10 protein-coding genes and 1 pseudogene are annotated in these 23,111 nt (G+C 70.5%); 10 read left to right on the top strand and 1 reads right to left on the bottom strand.

The window, feature by feature from the left end; all coding sequences use genetic code 11:
* Positions 1 to 2: 2 nt before the first annotated feature.
* The 7 genes from WS78_RS09145 to WS78_RS09115 all read left to right on the top strand — a co-directional run bounded on the left by WS78_RS09145 (position 3) and on the right by WS78_RS09115 (position 17,768).
* Entirely contained in the window at positions 3 to 1,067 is a 1,065-nt protein-coding gene (locus WS78_RS09145; RefSeq protein WP_038742856.1) for a cysteine synthase family protein, read from the top strand.
* Between the two features lie 52 nt (positions 1,068 to 1,119).
* Positions 1,120 to 3,786, top strand: coding sequence for a lyase family protein (locus WS78_RS09140; RefSeq protein ID WP_059577434.1), 2,667 nt, complete (start codon positions 1,120 to 1,122; stop codon positions 3,784 to 3,786).
* A gap of 28 nt (positions 3,787 to 3,814) precedes the next feature.
* Positions 3,815 to 8,776 carry a non-ribosomal peptide synthetase gene (locus WS78_RS09135; RefSeq protein ID WP_059710770.1) on the top strand — a complete coding sequence of 1,654 codons (4,962 nt, stop codon included), beginning with the start codon at positions 3,815 to 3,817 and terminating at the stop codon, positions 8,774 to 8,776.
* The gene (locus tag WS78_RS09130) at positions 8,773 to 12,918 is read left to right on the top strand and encodes a non-ribosomal peptide synthetase (protein WP_059627733.1); all 4,146 of its coding nucleotides are present in this window, start codon (positions 8,773 to 8,775) and stop codon (positions 12,916 to 12,918) included. The genes WS78_RS09135 and WS78_RS09130 overlap by 4 nt, the downstream gene beginning before the upstream one ends.
* Entirely contained in the window at positions 12,915 to 13,973 is a 1,059-nt protein-coding gene (locus WS78_RS09125) for a GntG family PLP-dependent aldolase (RefSeq protein ID WP_059577427.1), read from the top strand. The genes WS78_RS09130 and WS78_RS09125 overlap by 4 nt, the downstream gene beginning before the upstream one ends.
* A 163-nt stretch (positions 13,974 to 14,136) precedes the next feature.
* A complete protein-coding gene (locus WS78_RS09120) occupies positions 14,137 to 15,354 on the top strand; it encodes an MDR family MFS transporter (protein WP_009927591.1) in 1,218 nt (405 codons plus the stop codon).
* A gap of 98 nt (positions 15,355 to 15,452) precedes the next feature.
* The gene (locus WS78_RS09115) at positions 15,453 to 17,768 is read left to right on the top strand and encodes a penicillin acylase family protein (RefSeq protein ID WP_197419403.1); all 2,316 of its coding nucleotides are present in this window, start codon (positions 15,453 to 15,455) and stop codon (positions 17,766 to 17,768) included.
* A gap of 255 nt (positions 17,769 to 18,023) precedes the next feature.
* On the opposite strand, the pseudogene WS78_RS09110 reads toward WS78_RS09115, so the two are convergent.
* Positions 18,024 to 19,377, bottom strand: a pseudogene (locus WS78_RS09110) (sigma-54 interaction domain-containing protein).
* 259 nt (positions 19,378 to 19,636) lie between these two features.
* On the opposite strand from WS78_RS09110, the gene WS78_RS09105 reads away from it, so the two are divergent.
* From WS78_RS09105 to WS78_RS09095, 3 genes are read left to right on the top strand one after another with little or no spacing between them, the layout of a single operon-like run.
* On the top strand, positions 19,637 to 20,530 hold the full coding sequence (locus WS78_RS09105; RefSeq protein ID WP_059577545.1) for an MBL fold metallo-hydrolase: 894 nt from the start codon (positions 19,637 to 19,639) through the stop codon (positions 20,528 to 20,530).
* Between the two features lie 49 nt (positions 20,531 to 20,579).
* Entirely contained in the window at positions 20,580 to 22,250 is a 1,671-nt protein-coding gene (locus WS78_RS09100; RefSeq protein ID WP_059577421.1) for a bifunctional protein tyrosine phosphatase family protein/NAD(P)/FAD-dependent oxidoreductase, read from the top strand.
* A gap of 39 nt (positions 22,251 to 22,289) precedes the next feature.
* Complete coding sequence (locus tag WS78_RS09095) at positions 22,290 to 23,096, top strand: sulfite exporter TauE/SafE family protein (RefSeq protein ID WP_038754023.1); 807 nt, start codon at positions 22,290 to 22,292, stop codon at positions 23,094 to 23,096.
* The last annotated feature ends 15 nt before the right edge of the window (positions 23,097 to 23,111 follow it).

Below are 23,111 nucleotides of genomic sequence, written 5' to 3'. Positions count from 1 at the left end.
TCATGACATACGACGCAGCATCGATCAGGAAAACGCAGGAGAAGGTGTCCGATGCGATGGCGGAACCGCGCATCGTCCAGATCTCGCCCAATCTCTACGCCGTCGCGCTCGAAGTCATGAAAGTGATTCCGGCCAAGCACATCATCGAGCAGGCGCTGCGCGACGGGCGCATCAACCGCGATTCGCTCGTCATCGAATCGTCGAGCGGCAATTTCGCGCTCGGCCTCGCCGTCGTGTGCCGTGAGCACGGGCTGAAGCTGCGGATCGTCGGCGATCCGGCGATCGACCCGAAATTGCGCGGCATGCTGCGCAACCTCGGCGCGGAAGTCGACATCATCGAGAAACCGGACGCGTTCGGCGCATTCCAGCGCCTGCGGCTCGCACGCATCGCGCAACTGCTCGAAGCGCATCCGAACGCGTTCTGGGTTCGCCAGTACGACAATCCGCAGAATCCCGACGCGTACCGCGCGCTCGCCGACACGCTGCTCGCGGAGGCGGGACCGGCGTTCGACCTCGTTGCATGCGTCGGCTCCGGCGGCTCGTCGGTCGGCCTCGCGACGCACCTGCGCCGCCACAGCGACGCAATCCGCGTGACGGGCGTCGACACGTTCAACAGCGTGCTGTTCGGCTTGCCGGACGGCAAGCGCACGCTACGGGGCCTCGGCAACAGCATCATGCCGAAGATTCTCGATCACTCGCAGTTCGACGAGATCCATTGGCTGACGAGCCCGCAGGCGAACCGCGCGGCAATCGAGCTGCATGCGCGCCACGGCCTCTTCTGCGGCCCGACGAGCGGCGCCGCCTACCGGGTCGCGCACTACAAGGCCGCCCGCCAGCCCGATCGCAAGATCCTGTTCATCGCGCCCGATACCGGCTATCGCTACCAGGACACGATCTTCGATGAGCGGTGGCTGAAAGAGCACGACGAGATCGCCGACGTGCCGCGCGACGCGCCCGTCGCCGTCGACCGGCTCGATCAGGTGATCGCCGCGGACGAATGGAGCTGCATCGACTGGCAGCGCAAGCCGCTCGCCGAGCGGCAAAACCTGCAAGCGCCCGGCGCGTGACGCGCGGGCCGCGCGCTCGCCCCTCCCCTTCCACCGACGTTCTGTACACAACATGACGGGCATCTTTGTCTTCATCGAGAGCAACACGACCGGCACGGGCGAGCTCTTCATCCGCAAGGCGCTGCATCGCGGCCTCACGCCCTACTTCCTCACGGCGAACCGCGACAAGTATCCGTTTCTCGACACGACCCGAGTCGTGACGGTCTCGATCGATACGAGCGACGCCGACGCCGTTCACCGTTTCGTATCCTCGCTCGGCGGCGTCGTCGCCGTTTTTTCGTCGTCCGAGTTTTACATCGAGGTCGCGGGCGAAGTCGCGCGGCGGCTCGGGCTGCCGACCGCGAACACCGATGCGACGCGCATCTGCCGCGACAAGAAGCGGCTCGCGGACGTGCTCGCCGAACGCGGCATCGACGCGCCGCGCACGCTCGCGCTGACGCTCGACGAGGCCGCCGCGCCCCGGCTCGACGGCCTCGCCTATCCGGCCGTCGTCAAGCCGAGAATGGGATCGGGCAGCGTCGGCGTGCGCCGTTGCGAAAACGCGGACGAAGTATTCGAGCACTGCGACAGCCTGCGCCGCGCCGGCACCCACGCGGCCCTCGCGCAAGCCTACGTCGAAGGCGACGAGTATTCGGTCGAAACGCTGACGATCGGCGGCAAGACGCAAATCGTCGGCGTCGTCAGGAAGCGTCTCGGGCCCGAGCCGCTCTTCGTCGAGATCGGCCACGACTACCCGGCGCCGCTGTCGAGCCGGCGGCGGGAGCGCATCGAGAGCACCGTGCTGCGTGCGCTCGACGCGGTCGGCTACGCGTTCGGCCCCGCCCATACCGAGCTGCGCGTGCGCGACGACGCGGTGACGATCATCGAGATCAATCCGCGGCTCGCGGGCGGGCTCATTCCCGTCCTCCTCGGCGAGGTATTCGACGCCGATCTGCTCGACCACATCCTCGACATGTGGCTGGGCGCCACCGCCTTTGCCGATCTCACCGCGAAACGCTACGGCGCGATCCGCTTCGCGCTGCCGGCGCGCGAAGGCGTGCTGCGCGGCCCGCTCGCGCTGCCGCCCGACGTCGCCGCGGCCCCCGAGCTCAGGCACTTCCACCCGATCGCGCGGCCGGGCGACGCGCTGCGGCTCGAAGGCAGCTTCCGCGACCGCATCGCGGCCGTCGTCTGCGCGGGCGACGATCGCGAATCGGTCGAGGCGCTCGCCGATCGCGCGGTCGCCGAACTGCGCGTCGACATCGACGCCGACGCGTCGGCGAACGCGGCCGCGCCGCATGCCGCCGATGCCGTGAAACCCGGCCTGCCCGCGCACGTGCAGGCGATCGTCTACGGCGGCGCGGACGAGGACGCGCCGCTCGCCGAGCTCGACTACCTGTTCGATCTGAACGAGGCGCATCTCGTGATGCTCGGCGCGACGCACGTCGTCGGACTCGACAGGATCAAGCCGCTTCTGCTCGCGCATCAGAGCCTGAGAGCGCAACGCTATGCGCCGCTTCTCGCGCGACCGCGGCCGCGCGGCCTCTACATGCTCGTCGAGCGCTACCTGATCGACACGCTCGGCGAGGAAGTCGGCGGCGTGCTGCAAACGGGCCGGTCGCGCAACGACATCAACGCGGCCACGACGAAGCTGCATCTGCGCGACGCGACATCGCGCGTGTTCGACGCGCTGTGGCACCTGCGGCGCAGCCTCGTCTTCAAGGCGTCGGCGAACGTCGACCGGGCGTTTCCGATCTACAGCCAGTACCAGCCGGCGCTGCCGGGCACGTTCGCGCATCAGCTTCTCGCCTACGACGAAGCGCTCGCGAACGAATGCCGCGCGCTTCTCGCGCTCTATCGGCACGTCGACGTGTGCCCGCTCGGCGCAGGCGCGGGCGGCGGCACGACCTTGCCGATCGATCCGGAGCTCGTGTGCAAGCTGCTCGGCTTCGAGCAGCCGGCGTCGAACAGTCTCGACGCCGTGGCCAACCGCAGCGGCGTGCTGCATTTCCTGTCGGCCGCGAACGCGATCGGCGTGATGCTCTCGCGCATCGCGCAGGACCTGCAGATCTGGACCACCGCCGAGTTCGCACTGGTGTCGCTCCCCGACGGGCTGACGGGCGGCTCGTCGATGCTGCCGCAAAAGAAGAATCCATTCCTCGTCGAATTCGTCAAGAGCCGCGCGGGCGTTCCGCTCGGCGCGCTCGCGAGCTGCACCGCGACGCTCGGCAAAACGCCGTATACGAATTCGTTCGAAGCGGGCTCGCCGATGAACGGCCTCATCGCGCAAGCATGCACGGCGATCGTGGAAGCGGCGACGATCGCCGCGCTGCTGATCGACGGGCTCGACGCCGCGAGCGAACGAATCGACGACCATCTGAAGGAGACCGCGGTCGCCGCGATGGCCGTGTCGGAATCGCTCGTCGCGCGCCAGTCGCTCGATTTCCGCACCGCGCACACGCAAGTCGCGCAGGCGGTGCGCGACAGCGTCGCGCACGGGCGGTCGAGCTACGACGCGCTCGCCGCGCTCGAGCCCGACTTCATGTCGAGCCGTCCGCTCCATTGGGCGCAAAGCCACCGGTTCGGCGGCGGCCCCGGCGCCGCGGACCTGAACCACGGCGTCGCGCGGGCATGCCACGCGCTCGCCGACGACGAAGCCGCTTTGCGCCGCAGACAGGACATCTGGCGCGAAGCGGAACAGATGCGACGGCTCGCCGTGCAGCAACTCGCCAGCCATTAGTCCGCCCCATTCGCGAAAGAGAACACCTATGAGCACGACCATTCGAACGGGCGCGCCGAACTTCAAGCGCGCGTTGATCTCGAGACTCGGCAAGCCCCCCGCCGCACGGCCCGCGTGGCTCGACCTCACCCACACGCTGCCGCGCGCGGCGGGCGCGGAGCAAGCGCACTGCCGCCGCCCGCTCGACGGCGACTGGCTCGCGCGACTCGCCGAGCAGGCGCAACGCCTGTCGGTCGATCCGCGGGCGCTTTTCGTCTCGGCGGCGCGCGTGCTGGTGGCGCGCATCACCGAACATGCCGCAAGCGCAACGGCGCTCGCGCTTGCACTCACGCACGACGTGCGCGCGGCGACGTACTCGGCGCTGTCGACGACGCCGCCCGGCCGGCAGACGGTCGGCGAATTGCTCGCGGACAGCGACGGCTGGCTCGCGCATCCCGGCGGCCCGGTCGACGCCTGGCCGCATGTCGTGATCGCGGCGACGCAGACGCCCCCCGACCCGCACGCGCTTCCGGATGCGCAACTCGCCATCGCGTTCGCGATCTCGGGCGAGGGCGCATGCGTCGCCGCGCGCGCGGCGGCCGGACTCTTTTCCCGGCAGGCGCTCGACGCGTTCGTCGAACAGTGGCTTCACGTCGTGTCGCAGCTCGGCGCGAGCGCGGCCGACGCTGCGCTCGACGAGCTCGACCCGCTCCCGCCCGCGCAACGCGCACGCCTGCTCGAACAATGGGAGCGCGGCGCCGCGATCAACGCGACAGGTCCGCTCGCGCATCAGGCCTTCTTCGCGCGCGCGGCGGCCGAGCCCGACGCGCCGGCCGTCCAGTCCGGCGATGCGCCGATGCGGTACGCCGAGCTCGCGTCTCGCGCGGCCGACGTCGCGCGACGACTGCGAGCGCTCGGCATCGGACCGCTCGATCGCGTCGCGATTTACGCCGGCCCGGGGGCCGATCTGGTCGCCGGCATCCTCGGCGTGCTGGAAACGGGCGCCGCCTATACGATCCTCGACCCGGCGAGGCCGCCCGCGGAGCTGAGCGCGCGGCTGCGCGATTTCGCGCCCGGCGCGACGCTCGTGCAGGCGGCGCTCTCCGCGTATCTCGACGGCTCGGACCCGCCGGTGCTGAAGCTCGACGCGGACGCGGCGCAAGACCTGGCGCAAAGCGTGCCGCACCACGCGGCGAGCTCGCGAGACGTCGAATCCGCCGAATCCGACGCAGGCGCAGGCGCTTTCGATTCCGGCCTTCCGGCCTTCGTCACCCGCCCGTCAGGCGGCGTTGCGCACGCCGTCGTCGCGACTCATCGCGACCTGCGCGACGTCGCGCGCTGGTACGCCCGGGCGTTCTCGCTCGACGCAGCGGACCGCTTCCTCGTGACGACGAGCTTCGATACGGCGGCCGCGCAAAAGCACATCCTGACGCCGCTGCTGATCGGCGCGCAGGTGCATTTCAGCGACGCGCGCTTCGATCCCGACGCCGTGCTCCGCGAGATCGCCGCGCGCGGCATCACCGTGTTGAACGTCGCGCCGAGCTTCTTCCACGCACTCGTCGACGCCGAGCGGCATCGGGAATTGTCGGGCGTGCGGCACGTATTCCTGGAAGGCGAGCCGGCGAGTGCGCGCCGTATCGCGCCATGGCTCGACAAATATCCGCACTTGCGCGTCGTCGCGCTCCATGACGCGAACGCGTTCGCCGGTCCCGTCGCCGCGTGGACGCTTAGCGCGGCGACGGAGCCGTCGAGCGACGAAACGTGCGTGCTCGGCTGTCCGGCGGACGGCGTCACGCTGCAGATACTGGATGCGCGCAAGCGGCCCGTGCCGCCCGGGATCGCCGGGCGCGTGTACGTCGGCGATGCGCGCACGCCCGCATCGGCGCGGCGGGATGCGAACACGCCGCACGTCGACTCCGTTCGCCCCGACGTCGGCGAACATCCCGACGTCGACGAGCGCCGCGGGCCGCGCGATACCGGCGACCTCGCGCGCTGGCGCGCCGACGGCGTCGTCGAATATCTCGGACGCGCCGACGCGCCGACGCGCGGCTACGGTTCCTGGGCCGGCGCGCGGCACGTCGAAGCCTGGCTGTCGGCGCAAGACGGCGTAAGCGACGCAATCGCGATCCTTCGGCGCACCGCGGGCGACACCGGTCACGAGCGCGTCGCTTACGTCACGCCGCGCGCGGGCGCGATCCTGTCGACGCCCGACTTGTTGCGTGACGCAGGTGCGGCCTTGCCCGCCGAGCTCACGCCCGACGCGATCGTCGTGCTGCCCGCGCTGCCGCTCACGCTCGACGGCACGCTCGACCCCGCGCGCCTGTCGGCGCCGGCATCGGCCGGCGCGGCCGGCGCCCGCGACGATGATTCGCCGACGCGCGAACGCGATCTCGCCTATTGGACGGCGGCGCTGCACGATCTGCCCACCGTCCACAACCTGCCCCTCGATCGCCCCCGGCCCGCCCTCGCCGATCATCGCAGCGGGCAGATCGTCCGGCACCTCGACGCCTCCCGGCACCGCGATCTCCTCCAGTTCGCCTCCTCCCGGCAGGCCACCCTCTTCATGGTCCTCCAGGCCGCCTTCGCCGCCTTCCTCTCCAGGCTCTCCGGCACCGCCGACGTCGTCGTCGGCTCCCCCGTCGCCAACCGCCCGCGCCCCGAGCTCGCCCCGATCGTCGGCTTCTTCGTCAACACCCTCGTCCTGCGCAGCCGCGTCGACCCGGATCTCTCCTTTCACGCCCTGCTCCTGCAGTCCCGGCAGCGCCTGCTCGACGCCTACGAGCACCAGCAGCTCCCCTTCGAGCAGCTCGTCGACGCCATCAACCCCGCGCGCAGCCTCGCCCATGCCCCGTTGTTTCAGGTCATGCTCTCCCTGAACAACAACGACTCGCCCCCGCTGCACCTCGCCGGCCTCCACGCCCGCTCGCTCGGCAACCCCGTCATCCCCGCCAAGTTCGACCTCAGCCTCCAGATCGACTCCCTGCCCGACGGCCGCCTCCGCCTCGTCTGGGAGTATGCATGCGCGCTCTTCGAGCACGACACCGTCTCACGCTTCGCCGAGCGCTTCGACAGCCTCGTCGCCGACGCCCTGCGCCGACCCGACACCCCCGTCGCGCAGCTCGACCTCCTCCCCGACGACGAACGCCGGCTCCTCCAGCGCTGGAACCGCACCGCCGCCCCCTATCCCGAACTCGCCTGCATCCACCGCCTCTTCGAGGAACAGGCCGACCGCTTTCCCCAGCGCATCGCGCTCCACTGCAACGGCGTCGCGCTCACCTACCGCGAGCTCAACGCGCGCGCCAACCGCCTCGCCCATCTGCTGCGGCCGCTCGGCCTCGCCCCAGACTCCCTCGTCGGCGTCTGCCTCGAGCGCTCGACCGAACTCGTCGTCTCGCTGCTCGCCGTCCTCAAGGCCGGCTCCGCCTATCTCCCCCTCGATCCCGCCTACCCCCGCGAGCGCATCGACTACATGCTGCGCGACTCCCGCGCACAGTGCGTCATCGCCTCCCGCTCCTTCGCCCTCGCCGGCGACTCCACCGTCCGCCACGTCGTCCACCTCGACGATCCCGGCCTGGTCGACCGCCTCGGCCGCGCCCCGGATCACAACCCCGACCCCGCCGACGTCGGCCTCGCCCCCCATCATCTCGCCTATCTCATCTACACCTCCGGCTCCACCGGCTCCCCCAAGGGCGTGATGATCGAGCACCGCAACGCCGTCTCCTTCATCGACTGGGCCCGCCGCACCTTCCCCCCCGAGTCGTTCGACGGCGTCCTCGCCTCCACCTCGGTCTGCTTCGACCTGTCCGTCTTCGAGATCTTCGCCACCCTCGCCGCCGCCGGTCGCATCGTCCTCGTGCGCGACGTCCTCGCCCTGCCCGAGCTCCCCGACGGACTCGTCCGCCTCGTCAACTCCGTCCCCTCCGCCATTCACGCGCTCTTGCAGACCGGCCGCCTCCCCGCCTCCGTGCGCACCGTCAACCTCGCCGGCGAACCCCTGCGCCAGAGCCTCGTCGACGCCCTCTACGACGCCGGCGTCGAGCGCGTCTACGACCTCTACGGCCCCTCCGAGGACACCACCTATTCGACCTGCGCCCTGCGCACCCCGCGCGGCCGACCCTCCATCGGCTCCCCCATCTCCAACACCCAGGCCTTCGTCCTCTCCGCCGCCGGGCAACTGCAGCCCGTCGGCGTGCCCGGCGAGCTCTTCCTCGGCGGCGCCGGCCTCGCGCGCGGCTACCTCGGCCGGCCCGAGCTCACCGCCGAGCGCTTCGTCGACAACCCCCTCCACGACTCCCCCGTGCGCCGCCTCTACCGCACCGGCGACCTCGTGCGATGGCTCCCCGACGGACAGCTCGAATTCCTCGGCCGACTCGACCATCAGGTCAAGATCCGCGGCTTTCGCATCGAGCTCGGCGAGATCGACGCGCGCCTCGGCGCCTGCGACGGCGTTCGCGAAGCCGCCGTCATCGCCCTCGAGCGCGCCGGCGATGCCCAGCTCGTCGCCTACGTCGTCCCGCACGACCCCCAGGCCGCCTCCGCCGCCGACCTGCGCGCCGCGCTCGCCGCCTTCCTCCCCGCCTACATGATCCCCGCCGCGTTCGTCTTCCTCGACGCCCTTCCCCTCACTCCCAACGGCAAGCTCGACCGCAAGCGGCTTCCCGTGCCTGACGATGCCGAGCGCTCGCACGCCGCCGCGCATCTCGCGCCGCCCGCGAACGACACCGAAGCGATGCTGCGCGACGTCTGGCAAACGCTGCTGCAACGCGAGCCGATCGGCGTGACGGAAAACTTCTTCGAACTCGGCGGACATTCGCTGCTGGCCACCCGGATGATCGCGACCGTCGCCGATCGCCTGAAGGTGACGCTGCCCGTGATGACCGCGTTCAATCACCCGACGATTCGCGAACTCGCCCGCGCGCTCGACACGCTCGCGCCGGCCGCGCCCGTCGCGCACACGCCCCTGCGGCCGTCGCCCCTCGACGACACCGAAAAAGACGAGCTCATCCTATGAATCTGTTGAATACCCTCATCGACCTGCACGATCGCGGCATCGAACTCGACCGCGTCGACGGCAACCTGAAGATCGCGTTTCGCCGCGACGGCTTGCCGGAAGATCTCAAGCTCTACCTGAAGACGCACAAGAGCCGGATTCTCGACTTGCTCGAACGTCTCGGCATCGATTCGAACCGGGACGTGCGCCATGCGTCGTTCGCGCAGCAGCGCCTGTGGATGCTGGAGCGGATCGAATCCGCGAGCGGACAATACAACATGCCCGTCGCGCTGCATCTCGACGGCGATCTGAACGTGGGCGCGCTCGAGCGAACGCTCGACACGCTGCTCGAGCGGCATGAAGTGCTGCGCACGGTCTACGGAACCGACGACGACGGCGACTGCGTGCAGATCGTGCGGCGCGCGAGCGCCGTCGAGCTTGCGCACATCGACCTGAGCGACGAGGCGGAAGACGCGCGCGTTGCACGCGCCGAGCAGCTCGCGCGCGAGGAAGCCGCAGCGCCGTTCGATCTGAGCACGGACCGGATGCTGCGCGCGACATTGCTGCGGCTCGCTCCGCGCACGCACGTGCTGCTGGTCACGCTCCATCACATCGCCTCGGACGGCTGGTCGATGGGGGTCCTGACGCGCGAAATCGGCGAGCTCTACAACGCCTATGTCCAAGGCCTGCCGAATCCGCTCGAGCCGCTGCGGATTCAGTACAAGGACTACGCAAGCTGGCAGCGCCGCGACGCGCGCTCGCCGACGCGCGAACGCGATCTCGCCTACTGGACGGCGGCGCTGCACGATCTGCCCACCGTCCACAACCTGCCCCTCGATCGCCCCCGGCCCGCCCTCGCCGATCATCGCAGCGGGCAGATCGTCCGGCACCTCGACGCCTCCCGGCACCGCGATCTCCTCCAGTTCGCCTCCTCCCGGCAGGCCACCCTCTTCATGGTCCTCCAGGCCGCCTTCGCCGCTTTCCTCTCCAGGCTCTCCGGCACCGCCGACGTCGTCGTCGGCTCCCCCGTCGCCAACCGCCCGCGCCCCGAGCTCGCCCCGATCGTCGGCTTCTTCGTCAACACCCTCGTCCTGCGCAGCCGCGTCGACCCGGACCTCTCCTTTCACGCCCTGCTCCTGCAGTCCCGGCAGCGCCTGCTCGACGCCTACGAGCACCAGCAGCTCCCCTTCGAGCAGCTCGTCGACGCCATCAACCCCGCGCGCAGCCTCGCCCATGCCCCGTTGTTTCAGGTCATGCTCTCCCTGAACAACAACGACTCGCCCCCGCTGCACCTCGCCGGCCTCCACGCCCGCTCGCTCGGCAACCCCGTCATCCCCGCCAAGTTCGACCTCAGCCTCCAGATCGACTCCCTGCCCGACGGCCGCCTCCGCCTCGTCTGGGAGTATGCATGCGCGCTCTTCGAGCACGACACCGTCTCACGCTTCGCCGAGCGCTTCGACAGCCTCGTCGCCGACGCCCTGCGCCGACCCGACACCCCCGTCGCACAGCTCGACCTCCTCCCCGACGACGAACGCCGGCTCCTCCAGCGCTGGAACCGCACCGCCGCCCCCTATCCCGAACTCGCCTGCATCCACCGCCTCTTCGAGGAGCAGGCCGACCGCTTTCCCCAGCGCATCGCGCTCCACTGCAACGGCGTCGCGCTCACCTACCGCGAGCTCAACGCGCGCGCCAACCGCCTCGCCCATCTGCTGCGGCCGCTCGGCCTCGCCCCAGACTCCCTCGTCGGCGTCTGCCTCGAGCGCTCGACCGAACTCGTCGTCTCGCTGCTCGCCGTCCTCAAGGCCGGCTCCGCCTATCTCCCCCTCGATCCCGCCTACCCCCGCGAGCGCATCGACTACATGCTGCGCGACTCCCGCGCACAGTGCGTCATCGCCTCCCGCTCCTTCGCCCTCGACGACGGCTCCACCGTCCGCCACGTCGTCCACCTCGACGATCCCGGCCTGGTCGACCGCCTCGGCCGCGCCCCGGATCACAACCCCGACCCCGCCGACGTCGGCCTCGCCCCCCATCATCTCGCCTATCTCATCTACACCTCCGGCTCCACCGGCTCCCCCAAGGGCGTGATGATCGAGCACCGCAACGCCGTCTCCTTCATCGACTGGGCCCGCCGCGCCTTCCCCCCCGAGTCGTTCGACGGCGTCCTCGCCTCCACCTCGGTCTGCTTCGACCTGTCCGTCTTCGAGATCTTCGCCACCCTCGCCGCCGCCGGTCGCATCGTCCTCGTGCGCGACGTCCTCGCCCTGCCCGAGCTCCCCGACGGACTCGTCCGCCTCGTCAACTCCGTCCCCTCCGCCATTCACGCGCTCTTGCAGACCGGCCGCCTCCCCGCCTCCGTGCGCACCGTCAACCTCGCCGGCGAACCCCTGCGCCAGAGCCTCGTCGACGCCCTCTACGACGCCGGCGTCGAGCGCGTCTACGACCTCTACGGCCCCTCCGAGGACACCACCTATTCGACCTGCGCCCTGCGCACCCCGCGCGGCCGGCCCTCCATCGGCTCCCCCATCTCCAACACCCAGGCCTTCGTCCTCTCCGCCGCCGGGCAACTGCAGCCCGTCGGCGTGCCCGGCGAGCTCTTCCTCGGCGGCGCCGGCCTCGCGCGCGGCTACCTCGGCCGGCCCGAGCTCACCGCCGAGCGCTTCGTCGACAACCCCCTCCACGACTCCCCCGTGCGCCGCCTCTACCGCACCGGCGACCTCGTGCGATGGCTCCCCGACGGACAGCTCGAATTCCTCGGCCGACTCGACCATCAGGTCAAGATCCGCGGCTTTCGCATCGAGCTCGGCGAGATCGACGCGCGCCTCGGCGCCTGCGACGGCGTTCGCGAAGCCGCCGTCATCGCCCTCGAGCGCGCCGGCGATGCCCAGCTCGTCGCCTACGTCGTCCCGCACGACCCCCAGGCCGCCTCCGCCGCCAACCTGCGCGCCGCGCTCGCCGCCTTCCTCCCCGCCTACATGATCCCCGCCGCGTTCGTCTTCCTCGACGCCCTTCCCCTCACCCCCAACGGCAAGCTCGATCGCAAGCGGCTTCCCGTGCCTGACGATGCGCGCGCGTCGTCGCGCGACAGCGAACCGCCTCGCGGCCCGACCGAAACGGCCGTCGCCGCCGTGTGGCAGACGCTGCTCGATTACGCGCCCGTCGGCCGGCACGATCACTTCTTCGAAATGGGCGGCCATTCGCTGACGGCGCTCAAGCTGCTCGACCACCTGGCGAAGCGCTTCGCCGTGCCGTTGACGGCGGCGATGCTGTTTCGCAGCCCGAGCATCGAGCAGCTCGCGCGCGAAATCGACGCCGCCCGCACCGGGCACGACGTCGAGCCGCCCGTCGAGCGGTTCCGCGACGGCGCCGCCGCCGTCGCGCCGCTGCTGCTCGTGCCGCCCATCGGGGGCTCGTCGCTCTGCTACGGCGACCTCGTCAACGCACTCGACTATCCCGGCGTCGTCTGGGGCTGTCAGCAGACGCGCGAGATCGTCGCCGCGGAAACGACGGGCAGCGCGGCCGGGCTCGCCGCGCTCTACGCGCGCGCATGGCTCGAGCGCGCCGAGCACGCGGAGGTTTGCCTGCTCGGCTGGTCGTTCGGCGGCGTCGTCGGCTTCGAGATGGCGGGCGAACTCGAGAAGCACGGCGTGAAGGTGCGCTGGCTCGGACTCATCGACACGCACCTGTCCGTGCCCGGCGGCGAAACGCTCGGCCGCCAGGCGCTCGCGACCTTCGCGCTCGATCTCGGCTTCGCCGCCGACGAGCTCGCGCAATGGAAGCATCTCGTGCCCGACGGCGACATCGACGGCGAAGAAAGCGACGCGCTGCGGCACCTGTGGACGATCGGCCGCGACACCGGCCGCCTGCCGGCCGCGATCACGCTCGACGAGCTGACCGAACGCTACCGGATCACGGCGGCGAACCTGCGCCGGCTCGCCGGCTACCTGCCGCGGCCCGCGTGGCAAGGCCCCGCCGACTACTTTCTGGCCGCGCGGGACGCCCAAGCGGCAGCCGCGCGCCGATCCGCCGACGTCTGGCGCACGCGGCTGCCCGAGCTCGCCGTCACCGACGTCGACGCGGACCATTTTTCCATCGTCAAGAGCCGGCACGCGCAAGCGATCGCGCGGCTCGTCACGCTAAAACTCGAGGAGCTGATTCCAGCATGAGCGGCAAGCCCATCCAATTCGACTTCCTGAGCGACACCGTCACCCTGCCCACGGCAGCCATGCGCCAGGCGATGTACGAGGCCGACGTCGGCGACGACGTCTATGGCGAAGACCCCAGCACCAACCGGCTCGAATCGTATGCGGCCGACCTGCTCGGCAAGGAGGCCGCCTGCTGGCTGCCGTCGGGCACGATGGCCAATCTGAGCGCGATTCTCGCGCAGTGCGAGCGCGGCAGGGAACTGTTCGTCGGCGACGATTCCGACCTTTACAACTACGAGGCGGGGGGAGTGTCCGTGGTCGGCGGCATCGTCCTGCACCCGCTCGCGACGAACGCGCGCGGCGAAATTCCGCTCGACGCGCTGCAAGGCGCGCTGCGCGACGCCGACGACACGCAGTGCGCGCCGCCCGGCATCGTGGCGATCGAAACGCCTCACGTGCGCACGGGGGGCACCCCGCTGTCGCTCGACTATCTGCACGCGCTGCGCGCGTTCTGCGACGCGCACTGCCTTGCGCTCCATATCGACGGCGCGCGCGTGTTCAATGCGGCGATCGCGCTTGGCGTCGACGCGAAGCGCATCGCCGCATACGGCGACACGCTGCAATTCTGCCTATCGAAAAGTCTCGCCGCGCCCGCGGGCTCGATCGTCGTGTCCGATCGCGACACGATCGCGCGCGTGCGCCGCTGGCGCAAGCTGCTCGGCGGCGGCATGCGGCAGATCGGCGTCGTCACGGCCGCCGGCGACGTCGCGCTGCGCACGATGGTCGAGCGCCTCGCCGACGATCACGCGCACGCGCGGCGCCTCGCCGACGGCCTGGCCGCGATCGACGGCATCGAGCTCGCGCACGAGCGCGTGCAGACCAACATGGTGTTCTTCAAGGTCCGGCACGCGTCGCTCGACCAGCGCGGCTTTCTCGGCGCGCTCGCGGCGCGCGGCGTTCGAATGGCGGAGCTCGGCCACGGCAACATCCGCGCCGTGACGCACTACCACCATTCGGCGCACGACATCGACCGCACGCTCGCGATCGTGCGTGAAATCCTGTCGGGCGAAAGCTGACGCTTCGCCGACGCCAAGCTTACGCAACCACAAAAACGCTGAGTACAATACCGGACCTGCGGCACGGCGCACGCTCGCGCGACGGCGCATGCGCCGCATCGCGCGAGCGTGCGCCGCCTCGGTACGGCACGGCCGGTCCTCAACGGTTTTCGATGAGACATACATGAGTCAAGCAAAGGCAAGACACCCGCTCCTCGTCTGGCTGCTGATCGTCGGCACCGGCTTCGTCGTGATGGCGCGCGCGATGAGCCTGCCGTTTCTGGCGATCTACCTGCACGAACGGATGGGGCTCGACGCGGCGACGATCGGCCTGCTGCTCGGCACGGGCGCGCTCGTCGGCACGTTCGGCGGCTTCTTCGGCGGCCATCTGTCCGACGTGCTCGGCCGGCGCAAGGTGCTGACCGGCTGCCTGCTCGTATCGAGCCTGTCGTTCGCCGCGCTTCATTTCGCGGCCGACGCGTGGCAGGTCTTCGTGATCAACCTCTTCATCAATCTCGCGAGCTCGTTCTACGATCCGGTCTCGAAAGCGACCATCAGCGACAATCTGCCGCCCGAGCAGCGGCTGCGCGCATTCGCGCGGCGCTACGTGGCGATCAACATCGGCTTCGCGATCGGGCCGCTGCTCGGCGCGTCGCTCGGCCTGCTCGACAAATCCCCCGTGTTCCTCATCACGGGCGCCGTCTACCTGCTGTTCTCGATCGCGATCTACGCGATCACGGCCCGGCTCGTGTTCGGCCGCGCGCCGCACGAAGCGGCCGCCTCCGAGTTGCCGCTCGCCGCGAAGCTGCGCGTCATCGGCACCGACCGGCGCCTCGTCCTCTTCACCGCGGGCAGCATGCTCGCGATCGCCGTGCACGGCGAAATGTCGGTCACGTTCTCGCAATACCTGATCGGCGCGTTCGACGACGGGCTCAAGATGTTCGCCTGGCTGATGAGCACGAACGCGATCACGGTCGTCTTGAGCCAGCCGTTGCTGAACCGCATCGGCGAACGGCGCGGACCGTTCACGTCGCTCACGCTCGGCGCGATCCTGCTCGCGATCGGCGCGGCCGGCTTCGCGAATTCGCCGAACATGATCGCGCTCGTCGTGTCGATGGTCGTCTTCACGTGGGGCGAAGTGCTGCTGATCCCGTCGGAATACGCGGTCCTCGACAGCATCACGCCCGAGCCGCTGCGCGGCATCTATTACGGCGCGCATTCGCTCAGCAACGTCGGCAACCTGCTCGGGCCCTGGCTTGGCGGCCTCGTGCTGCTGCACTACGGCGGCGCCGCCATGTTCTACGGCATGGGCTTCATCGCGCTGCTCAGCCTGCTCACGTTCGCCGTCGGCTCGCAGATCAAGCCCGCGCCGGCGGGCCGGCTCGAAGTCCAGAACCGCTGACGGCCCCGCCCGCCGGCGCGTCGCGCCTCGAGCCGCGCCGCAAGTCGCGCCTCGAGCGCATGTCCGCGGCCTCGTCCGCCCCTCTTCCGGTGTCGATCATGAACGTCAGCAGAACCCTTCGCGCCGCGTTGTGCTTCGCATCGGCCCGCGCCCGGCGGCCGTTCTACCGGCTGGCCGAGGGCCGTCCCGTCGAGCTCGCGTATCGCGACGCGCGCGTGTCGATCACGCGCGGCCGGTCGGGCGTGCCGTGCATCGTCGCGCGCTCGGAGCCCGCCGTCTATTTCGGGCAAGGCTACGCGATGGCGCTCGATCGCCTCTGGCAAATGGACATCCTGCGCCGCGAAGCGGCAGGACGCCTCGCCGAAATCCTCGGCGCGCCCGCGCTGCCGCTCGACCGCTATCACCGCACGCTGCGGCTCGACCACTACGCGGCCGAATCGGCACGGCTCGTCGGGGCCGACGCCAGCCTGTCGCTGTCGGCTTTTTGCGACGGCGTGAACGCCGCGATCGCGCGGCTCATGCGCGATCGCGTCCGTCGCCCGGTCGAATTCGACCTGCTCAGCTATTCGCCCGAACCGTGGCGGCCGGACGACACGTTCGCCGTCCTGAAGCTGATGGCGCTGCAACTCGGCATGAACGCGAAATACAAGGCGCTCATGCACGAGCTCGGCCGCGCGTTTCGCGCCGACGCGGTCGACGCGCTCGGCGCCCGGACGACGGTTCACGACTACGCGACGCTGACGGGCGCCGCGCTCGCGCGCGATGCGGCCGACGTGCCGATCCGCGCGTGCGGCCACACCGTCGATCTGAGCGCGCTGCTGCCCGTGCTCGGCCAGGCGAGCGCGACGGGATCGAACGCATGGGTGGTGAGCGGCCGGCACACGCAAAACGGCTATCCGATCCTGTGCAACGACCCGCATCTGCCCTTCATGCTGCCCGCGATCTTCCATCAGGCGCGACTGCGCTGCATGGACCCCGACAACCGCTTCGACGCATCCGGCGTCAACGTGCCCGGCCTGCCCGGATTCATTTCCGGGCACAACGCGGACATCGCATGGGGAATCACGAACTCGCAGCTCGACGTGCAGGACTTGCTGGTCGTCGATTCGTCGACGGCCGCCGGGCTGTATCCTGCGTTCGAACCCGGCGTGCACGAAGCCGAGATTCGCGTGCGCGGCGGCGGCACGGTTGCCGTGAGCGCGCATTTCACGCGCCTCGGGCCGAGCGTCGACGCGTTCTGCCGCCACGACGGCGAACGCGACGCGCGCCGGCACGTCGTGCTCGCGTGGAGCGGGCTGCTCGCCGCGCCCGACGTGCGCGGCCTGCTCGGGGTGACGAAGGCGCGCGACTGGTCGAGTTTCAGGCATGCGCTCGCCGACATTCAGAGCCTGTCGCTGAATTTCATGTTCGCGGCGCGCGGCGGCGACATCGGCTTCAAGACGGTCGGACGCGTGCCGCGCCGCCGCGCCGGCCTCACGCACACGCTCGCATCCAACGATTGGGACGGCTTCATCGAATTCGATGCGCTTCCCGAGGTACTCAATCCGCCGAGCGGCATCATCGTCAACTGCAACAATCCGATCGCCGACGAGCGCGACGACGCTGCGCTCACGCTGCTCTGGAACCCGAGCTTCCGCGCATGGCGCGTCGACGCGCTGCTGAAGGCGAAGTCGACGTGGACCGTGGACGACATGCAAGCCGTGCTCGGCGACACGGCCAATCTTCACGCCCGGCAGTTGCTGCCGATGCTGCTGCCGCTCCTCGACGCACATGCGGCGCGCGCGGGGGAGCGCGTCGCGCAAGCGGTGGCGCTGCTTCGCGCGTGGGATTGCCGCGACGAACGCGCGTCGCCCGCCGCGCTCGTCTGGCACCGCTTCTTCAAGGCGCTCGCGACGGCGATCTACGGGCCGCGATTCGAGCCGTATCGCGCCTATTTCGAGAACGGCGCGCTGGCGACGACGCGCCTCGTCTCGCGCGCGCTGCGCGGCGAGCCGTCGCCATGGATTCCGGCCCCGGCCGCGGTCGGGTCGATCGTCGCCGCCGCATTCGACGACACGCTCGAATCGCTGCGCGCACTCGCCGATCGGCCGACATGGGGCCGGCACCACCGGCTCGGCTTCGCGCATCTGCTGTCGGCCGCACTCGGGCCGCTGCGCCGCTGGACGGACATCCCGGCCGCCGAGCGGCACGGCAGCGAAATGACCGTCTCGCTCAATGCCGGCAGCCCGCGCGTGATCGAAGGCGCCGTGTGGAGCATGGCGGCATCGTTCGACGCATCGTCGAGCTTCAGCCGGAGCACGCTGCTGCCCGGGCAAAGCGGCGATTTCCGCAGCCGCTGGTATGCCGACCAGTTCGACGCGACCGCCGGCGACGGCGGCAAGCTCGTCGAATTCACGCGCATCGACGCCGCCTGAACGCGACGGAAAGCGACGGATAGCGACGGATAGCGGCGGATAGCGGCGGATAGCGGCAGGAACCGGCGACGAGGCGCGACGGCGGTCGCATTCGACGTGCGGGCTTTCTCGCTTTCTCGTGTTCTCGCGTTCTCGTGTTCTCGCGCGCTTTCACGCGCTCACGCCGAACGATCGTCGATGCGCGATCGACCCACCGTCGCCCCGCGAACGAGCCCCGCCCGCATTGCGCCCCGCCCGCACGCGGACCGGCCGGTCTCACGCATCCCGCGTCGCGATCCCGAGCGCGCGCAGCCGCCGGTACAACGTGCGCTCGCTCATCCCGACGCGCTCGGCGAGCGCGCGCCGCGTGCCGTCGAACGCGCGCGCGATCCGCGCGAGCTCGTCGTCGGACAGCGTCGCCGACGCGCCGGGCCCCGCCGGCGCTTCGCCCGCGCACGCGACTTCGTCGGGCAGATGCTCGACGCGAATCACGCCGTCGTCGGCGAACAGGCACGCGCGATCGAGCACGTTGCGCAGCTCGCGGATGTTGCCCGGCCACGCATACGCTTCGAGCCGCGCGAGCGCTTCCGGCGCGACCGCGAAGCGCTGCCCGGCTGCAGGCACGAGCGCCGCGATCCGGCGCAGGATCGAATCGACGAGGAGCGGAATGTCGCCCGGGCGCTCGCGCACGGCGGGCAGCGGAATCGGATACGCGCTGATCCGGTAGTACAGGTCCTGCCGGAACCGGCCGTCGCCGATCATCTCCTTGAGCGGCTTGTGAGTCGCCGCGACGAGCCGGAAATCCGCGCGCAGCACCTCGACGCCGCCCACCCGCCGGAACGTCCCCGATTCGATGAGGCGCAGCAGCTTCACCTGCATCGGCGGCGGCACGTCTCCGATCTCGTCGAGAAACAGCGTGCCGCCCTGCGCGGTTTCGACGAGGCCGGGCTTGCGCGCGGTCGCGCCGGTGAACGCGCCCTTCTCATAGCCGAACAGCTCGCTTTCGAACAGCGTCTCGGCGATCCCCGAGCAATCGACGACGACGAACGGCTCCGTCGGGCGCGCGCTCGCTTCGTGCAGCGCGCGCGAACAGCTCCTTGCCGGTGCCCGATTCGCCGAGCAACAGCACCGGCAGCATCGACGGCGCGACGCGCTGCAGCGCGGACAGCGCCGCGTTGAACGCCTCCGAGCCGCCGACGAGCCCCTCGCCGCTCGGCTTGGCCGACGCGCTGCGCACGGTCGTCAGGCGCTCGACGTATGCGATCACCGCGCCCTGCGCGTCGAAGATCGGCCGCAGCTCGACGTCGACGTGCTCGGGCCCGCGCGGCGTGTGATGGATGTGCAGCACGCGGTTCAGGCCGCGCGATTCGCTCGCCGGCTTCATCGGGCAGTGCTCGCCCGCCTGGTCGCACGGCACGTCGTAGTGATGCGAGACCTGGTAGCAGCGGCGCCCGACGTGCGCCTCGCCGGCAACGCCGAATTGCCGCTGATACGCGGTATTCGCGGCAAGTATCCGGTATGACGGATCGAGCACGATCATCGGCTGCGGGTCCTGCTCGAGGTAAGAGACGAGCGCGCCCACGTCGGGCGGCGCAGCGGGAACGATCGGGATGACGTCGTGCTGATCCATGCATTGGGCTCCGGCAGCGCGGCCAACGGCCGCGTCGACTGCCAATTCTGCCATCAGACTGCCAACCATGGCAGCGAACCGCGACGAACGCCGCTTCGGCGGCGGCGCGCCTTGCCGGACGTCTGCGCAAAACACGATTTGAATCAAGTACCTGCGCGCGGCGATCGGCAATGCTATCTGCTTGGCACGGTTCTTGTTCAAATGATCGCCAACTCGATGATTCGGCTCCAGGAGAAACCTCGTGACAACAGCGTCCATGATGACCGTCGAAGGCTTTTTCGATCCGGCGACGTGCACCATCAGCTACCTGCTGCTCGATCCCGGCAGCGGCGAATGCGCGCTGATCGACAGCGTGCTCGACTACGATCCGAAATCCGGCCGCACGCGCACGGCGAACGCGGACCAGCTGATCGCGCGCGTGCAGGCGCTCGGCGCGCGCGTGCGCTGGCTGCTCGAGACGCACGTGCACGCCGACCATCTGTCGGCCGCGCCGTACCTGAAAGCGCACGTCGGCGGCGAGATCGCGATCGGCCGTCACGTGACGCGCGTGCAGCACGTGTTCGGCAAGCTGTTCAACGCGGGAGTCGCGTTCGCGCACGACGGCAGCCAGTTCGACCGCCTGCTCGACGACGGCGACGCGCTCGCGCTCGGCGCGCTCACGATCCGCGCGATGCACACGCCGGGCCACACGCCCGCGTGCATGACCTACGTCGTGACCGACGCGCGCGCGGCGCACGAGGCAAACGGCGCGCACGAGGCGGCCGCCTTCGTCGGCGACACGCTGTTCATGCCCGACTACGGCACCGCGCGCTGCGACTTCCCCGGCGGCGACGCGCGCACGCTCTACCGGTCGATCCGCAAGGTGCTGAGCCTGCCGCCCGGCACGCGCCTCTACATGTGCCACGACTACCAGCCGAACGGCCGCGCGATGCAGTACGTGAGCACCGTCGCCGACGAGCTGAGCGAGAACGTCCACATTCGCGAAGGCGTCACCGAAGACGACTTCGTCGCGATGCGCACCGCGCGCGACGCGACGCTCGACATGCCGGTGCTGATGCTGCCTTCGGTGCAGGTCAACATGCGCGCGGGACGCCTGCCGGAGCCCGAGGACAACGGCGTGCGCTACCTGAAGATCCCGCTCGACGCGATCTGAGCCTGCCCGCCTTCCCCAACGACGACACGACACACACGACACGCCAACCATGGACATCCGCAAGCTGACCGACACGCTGTCGGTCTCCCCCCAGCTCGTCGCCGGCGATCTGCCCGCGATCGCGCAAGCCGGTTTTCGCACGATCATCTGCAACCGGCCCGACGGCGAAGGCCCGGACCAGCCGACCGTCGCCGAGATCGAGGCCGCCGCGAGGCCGTTCGGCATCGCGGTCCGCTATCTGCCCGTCGATTCGGGCAAGGTCACCGATTCGCAGGGCGAACAGTTCGGCGCGCTCCTCGGCACGCTCGGCGCGCCCGTGCTCGCGTACTGCCGCACCGGGATGCGCTCGGCGACGCTCTGGGGGCTGTCGCAGGCCGGCCTGCGGCCGCTGAACGACATCGTCGCCGCGGGCCGCGCGGCCGGCTACGACCTCGCCGCGCTCGGCCGCCGGATCATGCAGCGCAGCCAGGGCGCGATCATGCAGACGGTCGAGGCGAGCCACGACATCGTGATCGTCGGCGCGGGCGCGGCGGGGCTCGCGGTCGCGTCGAGCCTGCTCGCGCGCGAGCCCTCGCTCGACGTCGCCGTCATCGATCCGGCCGACACGCACTACTACCAGCCCGGCTGGACGATGGTCGGCGCGGGCGTGTTCCAGCCGCAGACGACCGCCCGCGACATGGCGGCCGTGCTGCCGCGCGGCGTGCACTGGATCAAGGCCGCCGTCGCCGCGTTCGAGCCCGATGCGCATACGGTCGTGCTCGACGGCTGCAGGCGCGTGCGCTACCGGCAGCTCGTCGTCTGCCCGGGGCTGAAGCTCGACTGGCACGGCATCGACGGCCTGCCCGAGACGCTCGGCAAGAACGGCGTCACGTCGAACTACCGCTACGACCTCGCGCCGTACACGTGGCAGCTCGTGCGCGAATTCGCCGGCCGCCGCGCGCTCTTCACGCAGCCGCCGATGCCGATCAAGTGCGCGGGCGCGCCGCAAAAGGCGATGTACCTGTCGGCCGACCATTGGCGGCGCACGCATCGCCTCGAGCGCATCGACATCGAGTTCTTCAACGCGGGCGCGGCGCTCTTCGGCGTCGCCGATTACGTGCCCGCGCTGATGGAATACGTGAAGCGCTACGATATCGCGCTGAACTTCGGCCACAACCTGACGGCGATCGACGGCGCACGCAAGCTCGCGACGTTCGCGCGCACGCTGCCGGAAGGCGGCGCCGAGGCCGTCACGCGCGAATTCGACATGATCCACGTCGTGCCGCCGCAAAAAGCGCCCGACTTCGTCCGCGCGAGCCCGCTCGCCGACGCGGCCGGCTGGGTCGACGTCGATCCGGCGACGCTGCGGCACAAGCGCCACGCCGACGTATTCGCGCTCGGCGACGTGACGAACACGACCAACGCGAAAACCGCGGCCGCCGCGCGCAAGCAGGCGCCCGTCGTCGCGCACAACGTGCTCGCCGCGCTCGGCAAGGCCCAAGGCGACGCCGCCTACGACGGCTACGGCTCGTGCCCGCTCACGGTCGAGCGCGGCAAGATCGTGCTCGCCGAGTTCCTGTACGGCGGCAAGCTCGCGCCGACCTTCCCCGCGTGGCTCATCGACGGCAAGCGCCCGTCGCGGCTCGCGTGGCTGCTCAAGGAGCGGCTGCTGCCGCCCCTCTACTGGCAGGCAATGCTCAAGGGCCGCGAATGGCTCGCCAAGCCCGAGATCGTCGGCTGACGGCCGCGCTTCGATGACCATCGACCGGAGCGACGCAGCATGTTGATTTCTCTGGTGCTCGGCAGCATCGTCGGCGCGGTGCTGGGGCTGACGGGCGCGGGCGGCGGCATTCTCGCCGTGCCGGCGCTCGTCGTCGGAATGGGCTGGCCGATGCAGCAGGCGACGCCCGTCGCGCTCGTCGCGGTCGCGGGCAGCGCCGCGCTCGGCGCGTTCGAGGGCTTTCGGCGCGGCCTCGTCCGCTATCGCGCGGCGCTCCTGATGGCGGCGGCCGGCGTGCCGCTGACGACGCTCGGCGTGCGGCTCGCGCACGCGCTGCCGCAGCGCGTGCTGCTCGCGCTGTTCGCGCTCGTGATGCTGGCCGTCGCGGTGCGCCTGCTGCGCCACGCGCTCGCGCATGCGGCGGGCGCGCAGAGCCGCTCGCCGCTCTGCGTCGGCCGCATCGATCCCGGCACGGGGCGCCTCGTCTGGTCGTGGCCCGCCGGCATCGCGCTCGCGTCGACGGGCGCGCTGACGGGACTGATGACGGGCCTTCTCGGCGTCGGCGGCGGCTTCGTGATCGTGCCGATGCTGCGCAAGTTCACGAACGTGACGATGCACGGCATCGTCGCGACGTCGCTGATGGTGATCGCGCTCGTCGGCACGGGCGGCGTGATCGCGACGATCGCAAGCGGCACGCCCGCGCCGCTCGACGTCACGCTGTGGTTCACCGTGACGACCGCGCTCGGCATGGCGGCCGGCCGCTGGGTGTCGCGCCTCGTGTCCGCCCGGCATGTGCAGATGGGGTTCGCCGTCGCGCTCATGTGCGTCGCGGCCGGGCTCTTCGCGAAAGCCGCGCTCGGCGCCTGACGCGCGCGACCTAAC

Origin of the sequence: Burkholderia savannae (genome assembly GCF_001524445.2) — a bacterium.
Classification (GTDB): domain Bacteria; phylum Pseudomonadota; class Gammaproteobacteria; order Burkholderiales; family Burkholderiaceae; genus Burkholderia; species Burkholderia savannae.
This window is presented reverse-complemented; position numbering and strand designations above follow the sequence as displayed.

Excerpts from the sequence above, each read along its gene's own strand:
- WS78_RS09145 (WP_038742856.1), top strand. The coding sequence starts at position 3 with ATGACATACGACGCAGCATCGATCAGGAAAACGCAGGAGAAGGTGTCC.
- WS78_RS09140 (WP_059577434.1), top strand. The coding sequence starts at position 1,120 with ATGACGGGCATCTTTGTCTTCATCGAGAGCAACACGACCGGCACGGGC.
- WS78_RS09135 (WP_059710770.1), top strand. The coding sequence starts at position 3,815 with ATGAGCACGACCATTCGAACGGGCGCGCCGAACTTCAAGCGCGCGTTG.
- WS78_RS09130 (WP_059627733.1), top strand. The coding sequence starts at position 8,773 with ATGAATCTGTTGAATACCCTCATCGACCTGCACGATCGCGGCATCGAA.
- WS78_RS09125 (WP_059577427.1), top strand. The coding sequence starts at position 12,915 with ATGAGCGGCAAGCCCATCCAATTCGACTTCCTGAGCGACACCGTCACC.
- WS78_RS09120 (WP_009927591.1), top strand. The coding sequence starts at position 14,137 with ATGAGTCAAGCAAAGGCAAGACACCCGCTCCTCGTCTGGCTGCTGATC.
- WS78_RS09115 (WP_197419403.1), top strand. The coding sequence starts at position 15,453 with ATGAACGTCAGCAGAACCCTTCGCGCCGCGTTGTGCTTCGCATCGGCC.
- WS78_RS09105 (WP_059577545.1), top strand. The coding sequence starts at position 19,637 with ATGACCGTCGAAGGCTTTTTCGATCCGGCGACGTGCACCATCAGCTAC.
- WS78_RS09100 (WP_059577421.1), top strand. The coding sequence starts at position 20,580 with ATGGACATCCGCAAGCTGACCGACACGCTGTCGGTCTCCCCCCAGCTC.
- WS78_RS09095 (WP_038754023.1), top strand. The coding sequence starts at position 22,290 with ATGTTGATTTCTCTGGTGCTCGGCAGCATCGTCGGCGCGGTGCTGGGG.